Annotated in this window: 5 protein-coding genes; 2 read left to right on the forward strand and 3 right to left on the reverse strand. The window is 63.9% G+C overall.

The window, feature by feature from the left end:
• Positions 1–839: M56 family metallopeptidase (locus DBR22_RS08380; RefSeq protein ID WP_108598644.1), on the forward strand; the 839-nt coding region annotated here is incomplete at its 5' end.
• Positions 840–853: 14 nt separating this feature from the next.
• Here DBR22_RS08380 and DBR22_RS08385 read toward each other — a convergent pair.
• The gene (locus DBR22_RS08385) at positions 854–2,962 is read right to left on the reverse strand and encodes a DNA gyrase/topoisomerase IV subunit B (protein WP_108598645.1); all 2,109 of its coding nucleotides are present in this window, start codon (positions 2,960–2,962) and stop codon (positions 854–856) included.
• A gap of 256 nt (positions 2,963–3,218) precedes the next feature.
• Between DBR22_RS08385 and DBR22_RS08390 the strand changes: the two genes are divergently transcribed.
• Positions 3,219–3,440: a DUF7455 domain-containing protein gene (locus DBR22_RS08390; protein WP_108598646.1), complete on the forward strand. Its 222-nt coding sequence runs from the start codon at positions 3,219–3,221 to the stop codon at positions 3,438–3,440.
• A gap of 161 nt (positions 3,441–3,601) precedes the next feature.
• Here the strand turns inward: DBR22_RS08390 and DBR22_RS08395 are convergent, their stop codons facing one another.
• A complete protein-coding gene (locus tag DBR22_RS08395; RefSeq protein WP_108598647.1) occupies positions 3,602–4,918 on the reverse strand; it encodes an RNA polymerase sigma factor in 1,317 nt (438 codons plus the stop codon).
• A gap of 238 nt (positions 4,919–5,156) precedes the next feature.
• Positions 5,157–5,511: DUF4192 family protein (locus tag DBR22_RS08400; protein WP_146187432.1), on the reverse strand; the 355-nt coding region annotated here is incomplete at its 5' end.

The raw sequence follows: 5,511 nt of genomic DNA on the forward strand, positions 1-5,511 counted from the left end.
GTGCCATGCTGGTCTATGGACTCGAGCCGATCGGTGACAACCTGATCGCCGGGCTCCGGGCACTGGCCGGCATGGTCCTTTTCAATGCCCCTACAACAGCCCTGGGCTTCTGGCATATTTTCGCGCTTTCCGCCGCGGCGCTGCTCCTGGCCCACCTGGTGTTCACGCTGCTGCTGACGTATTACAAGATCGAACGGCAGCGCCGGCGGCACCGCGAGCTCCTCGCCCTCCTGGCATCGCCCTCCGCGGACGGGACTGGCACTGTGGTCATCAGCCATGATTCTCCGGTGGCGTACTGCCTCCCGGGTGGTGCCCGATCCGTCACTGTTCTTTCGGACGGCCTGATGGCAGCGCTGGAACCCGCCGAACTGCGGGCGGTCCTGATCCACGAGAATGCCCATCTCAGCCAACGCCATCACCTGCTGCTCTGGGCGTTCGCCGCCTGGCGCCAGGCGCTCCCCTGGCTTCCCACCACCCGGCTGGCGCAGGAATCGGTGAACTCGCTTATCGAAATGCTTGCCGACGACGTGGCGCTGCGGACCGAGAGCAAAGCCACGCTTATCAAGGCGATCGCCATCGTGGCCAGCGGACCCTCCGAAGGCATGGCCACGGTGGGAGCGCCGGGCCTGCCGGCCCGCGCGCACCTTTCCCTGGCCGGGCTGGAGGCGCCGACCGGGGCCATTTCGGGTTCTGCCCGCACCACGGTTACCCGGGTGACCCGGCTGCTCACACCCCGGCCTCCGCTGCCTGCGGCCGCCCGCGGGGCTGTCCTGGCCGGCTGCGTGCTGCTGCTCGCCGCGCCCACGGCACTCCTGATCGTGCCGGGCCTGCTGGGCTGAACGTTCGGCGCCGGTCAGGCGTCGATCCGCTCCCGGTCCAGGCTGGACGCGCCGGCGATGATGAAGTCCTTCCGCGGGGCAACATCGGAGCCCATCAGCAGATCAAAGGTGTCCTCGGCGTGCTTGGCGTTCTCAATGCCCACTTTGCGCAGGGTCCGGTGCCGGGGATCCATGGTGGTCTCAGCCAACTGCCCGGCATCCATCTCACCCAGCCCCTTGTACCGCTGGATCGGCTCCTTGTAGCGTTTGCCGTCCTTGGCAAGCCGTGCCAGGAGTGTATGGAGTTCGGCCTCCGAGTAGGTGTAGATCATCTCGTTGGCCTTCTGGCCGGCATTGATGACTTCAACGCGGTGCAGCGGCGGAACGGCGGCGAAGACCCGCCCGGCGTCGATCATGGGCCGCATGTACCGGAAGAAAAGGGTCAGCAGCAGCGTCCGGATGTGCGCGCCGTCGACATCCGCGTCCGTCATCAGGATGACTTTGCCGTACCTGGCCGCGGCAAGGTCAAAACTGCGGCCGGAGCCGGCGCCCACCACCTGGATCAGGGCCGCGCATTCCGCGTTGGAGAGCATGTCCCCGACCGAGGCTTTCTGGACATTCAGGATCTTGCCGCGGATGGGCAGCAGCGCCTGGAAGTCCGAGGACCGCGCCAGCTTTGCAGTTCCCAGCGCGGAGTCACCTTCGACAATAAACAGCTCGGAACGTTCGACGTCGTCGGTGCGGCAGTCCGCGAGCTTGGTGGGCATGGATGAGGTTTCCAGGGCATTCTTGCGCCGCTGGGTTTCCTTGTGGACCCGCGCGGAAATCCGGGACTTCATTTCGCTGACGATTTTTTCGAGCAGCAGCGCAGACTGGGCTTTGTCGTTCCGGTTGGCGGAGTTGAGCTTGGCGTTGATTTCGTGCTCCACCACCCTGGCCACGATGGCACGGACAGCGGAGGTGCCCAGGATCTCTTTGGTCTGGCCTTCGAACTGCGGCTCGGCCAGCCGGACCGTCAGGACCGCCGTCATACCCGCAAAAATATCGTCCTTTTCAATTTTGTCGTTGCCCGCCTTGAGCTTGCGGGCATTGCTTTCAACAGCCTTGCGGAACGTCTTGACCAGTGCCTGCTCGAAACCTGACTGGTGCGTGCCGCCCTTCGGCGTGGAAATGATGTTCACGAAGCTGCGCACCGTGCTGTCATAGCCGATGCCCCAACGGAGAGCCACGTCCACTTCGCAGTCACGTTCGACCTCGGCGAGCTGGCTGTGTCCCCGTTCGTCGAGTACAGGCACGGTTTCCTTGAACTTCCCGGAGCCGTGCAGCCGCCAAATGTCGGTGACAGCAGGATCGGCGGCAAGGAACTCCACAAATTCAGAGAGGCCGCCGTCGTGATGGAATACCTCTTCGTGCGGGCCGGCCTCCCCCGGGGTCCCCGGCAGCCGGCGCTCGTCACGGACGGTGAGCTTCAGGCCGGGCACCAGGAAGGAGGTCTGCCGTGCCCGGGCTGCCAGTTCGTCGTAGGAGAATTTGGCGTCAGGCGTGAAGATCTGGCGGTCGGCCCAGTACCTGATGCGCGTCCCGGTGACACCGCGCTTCGCTTTGCCTGAAATGTCCAGCACTGAGCCGTCCACAAACGGCGCGAACGTTGCCGCCGGATCGAGCTTGCTCCCCTGGTCCTTGAACCGGCCCGGCTCCCCGCGGCGGAAGGACATCTTGTAGGTCTTGCTGGCGCGGTCCACTTCGACGTCGAGGCGGGCGGAGAGAGCATTCACCACCGACGCGCCGACACCATGCAGTCCGCCGGAGGCCGTATAGGAACCGCCGCCGAATTTGCCGCCGGCGTGCAGCTTGGTGAAGACGACTTCGACGCCTGTGAGGCCGGTTTTGGGTTCGACGTCAACCGGTATGCCGCGGCCGTCGTCGTGGATTTCCACTGAGTTGTCAGCGTGCAGGATGATCTTGATGTCGTGCCCGAACCCGGCCAGCGCTTCGTCAACCGAGTTGTCGATAATCTCCCACAGGCAGTGCATCAGACCGCGGGAATCGGTGGAGCCGATGTACATGCCCGGCCGCTTCCGGACGGCCTCAAGGCCCTCCAGGACAGAAAGGTGCCGGGCGGTGTAATCAGAACTTGGTGCCACGGGTGGTGAACTCCTTCAGTGACGGAACAGCGGGCGCTGCCGGCGCCCCTTCAAGCCTAGTCTGCGCGGCCGCGCGGGCCGGTCTGCCACTCCTGGCGGAGGCCAGGACGGGGCCACTCGTAACCTTTTCGTGATCAAGCGTGAGGGCCTTGATGGATTCTTGCGGCTACGCGTACAGCGAACTTGTCCCATCCTTGCGACGGTTTTGCTACGAATACTGGTTACATAGAGGTACAGATCTACTAAGGAGGCCGACATGACAACAGCAGTGGCAGACCGCACACTGAACGCACTGGACCGGTGCGATCGCTGCGGAGCACAGGCATACGTCCGCGTTGTACTCGAGTCCTCCGGTGGTGAGCTGCTCTTCTGCGGCCACCACGCCCGTGGAGTCGAGGCTACGCTGAAGCCCCTGAGCTCCGGCTGGCACGATGAGACAGGGCGGCTTCACGAGAAGGCTCCCGTTGTAGTTGACTGACCTCACGGCCGTCGACTGAACCAGAGAAAAACACATCAGGACAGGACCCCCTCCCTCCGGAGGGGGTCCTGTTTTGTCTTAAGAAGAAACGCGGGGTCACTTTCCGCCCGAAAATGCTTCGACTTCGGGCGGAAAGTGACCCCGCGTTGGGTGGGCCTGATTTAGTCCAGGTAGTCCCGAAGCACCTGGGACCGTGACGGGTGGCGCAACTTGGACATCGTCTTTGATTCGATCTGGCGGATACGCTCACGCGTGACACCGTAGACCTTGCCGATTTCGTCTAAAGTCTTCGGCTGGCCGTCGGTCAGGCCGAACCGCATGGCCACCACTCCGGCCTCGCGTTCGGAGAGGGTGTCCAGCACGGAGTGCAACTGCTCCTGCAGCAAGGTGAAACTGACGGCGTCGGCGGGGACCACGGCTTCGGAGTCCTCGATGAGGTCGCCGAACTCGGAATCGCCGTCTTCACCAAGCGGAGTGTGGAGCGAAATCGGCTCGCGGCCGTACTTCTGGACCTCCACGACCTTTTCCGGCGTCATGTCCAGTTCAAGGGCCAACTCCTCCGGCGTGGGTTCGCGGCCGAGGTCCTGCAGCATCTGGCGCTGTACACGGGCCAGCTTGTTGATGACTTCAACCATGTGGACCGGGATGCGGATGGTGCGGGCCTGGTCGGCCATGGCACGGGTGATGGCCTGGCGGATCCACCAGGTGGCGTACGTGGAGAACTTGAAGCCCTTGGTGTAGTCGAACTTCTCCACTGCACGGATCAGGCCCAGGTTGCCTTCCTGGATGAGGTCCAGGAACAGCATGCCGCGGCCGGTGTACCGCTTTGCGAGCGAAACCACGAGGCGGAGGTTGGCTTCGAGCAGGTGGTTTTTCGCGCGCTTGCCATCGTGGATAACGAACTCAAGTTCGCGCTTGAACTTCGGATCCATCGAGCCGTCGTCGGCGTTGATCTTCTCTTCGGCGAAGAGCCCGGCTTCGATCCGGAGCGCGAGGTCGACTTCCTGCTCGGCGTTGAGCAGCGCAACCTTACCGATCTGCTTGAGGTAATCCTTGACGGGGTCGGCCGTGGCGCCGGCAGACATTACCTGCTGGACAGGGGCGTCGTCGTCATCGGCGTCCGAGTACACAAAGCCCTTGCCTGTGGCGGCTGAAGCGGCCTTGGCAGCATCGATCTCGCTGTCGTCGCCGGCTTCAATGATGATGTCATCGAGGTCTTCTTCGACGTCATCATCGTCGGAGTCCGATGCGCCACGCGCTGACTTTCCAGCGGCTTCGGCGGCGGCTTTGGCGCCAGGCTTGGGCCCGCGTTTCTTGGGCTCAGGCTTACCGTCCACGGCTGAATCACCGGCGGCATCCTTGACGGCTTTATTGGCTGCCCGCGTCGCTGCTCGCTTGGCGTTGGTTGCAGCCTGCTTCTCCTCAGGGGACAAATCGTCCTGAGTGGCGGGTTCCTTCTTCGCGGAAGACGGGGTCACAGAAAACCTTTCTAGCGGCGGTCTGTGGAATCACCATACGGGCAACACCACTATGACCCTGTCAAGTCCGTGATGAACATCAGGTGCAACCACGGCCGGCAGAGTCTACAAGTAGAACTGCCGGGGCGGCTGTAATGTTCCCGAAAAGGGCTCACTACCAGCACTTGATTCACGGACCCAACCGGGTCTCGGCAACCATTGTCTCACGGTTTTGCCGGCAGGACCTCAAGGGCGCCCCTTAGGCCGCACCGGGTTCGAACCTCCGCCAGGCCGCTTCCTTGCGGGCAGCCCAGCCGCAGAGCGTGCCCCGCCGGACCAGTTCGAGCAGCAGTTCCGCCAGCCGGTAGCCCGGTTCTTCGTCCAGCGCCCTGCCGAGGTAGGCGGCCGCATAGGAGCCGCGGCCCCTGCACCATGCGATCCATCCCTGGCCGGTCAGTGCGGCTGCACCGGCCAGCCCGCCGCAGGGCCACAATTGCTCGAGGACCTGGTCCAGGTTGTTCAGCCCGGACCAGGCCGGGAGAACGGGCGCGCGCCCCAGCAGGACCTCGCCGTAGCCGGGGATGCCGGACCCGTCCCGGGAGTCAGCTCCGGAA

It is taken from the genome of Arthrobacter sp. HMWF013 (assembly GCF_003061105.1).
GTDB lineage: Bacteria > Actinomycetota > Actinomycetes > Actinomycetales > Micrococcaceae > Arthrobacter.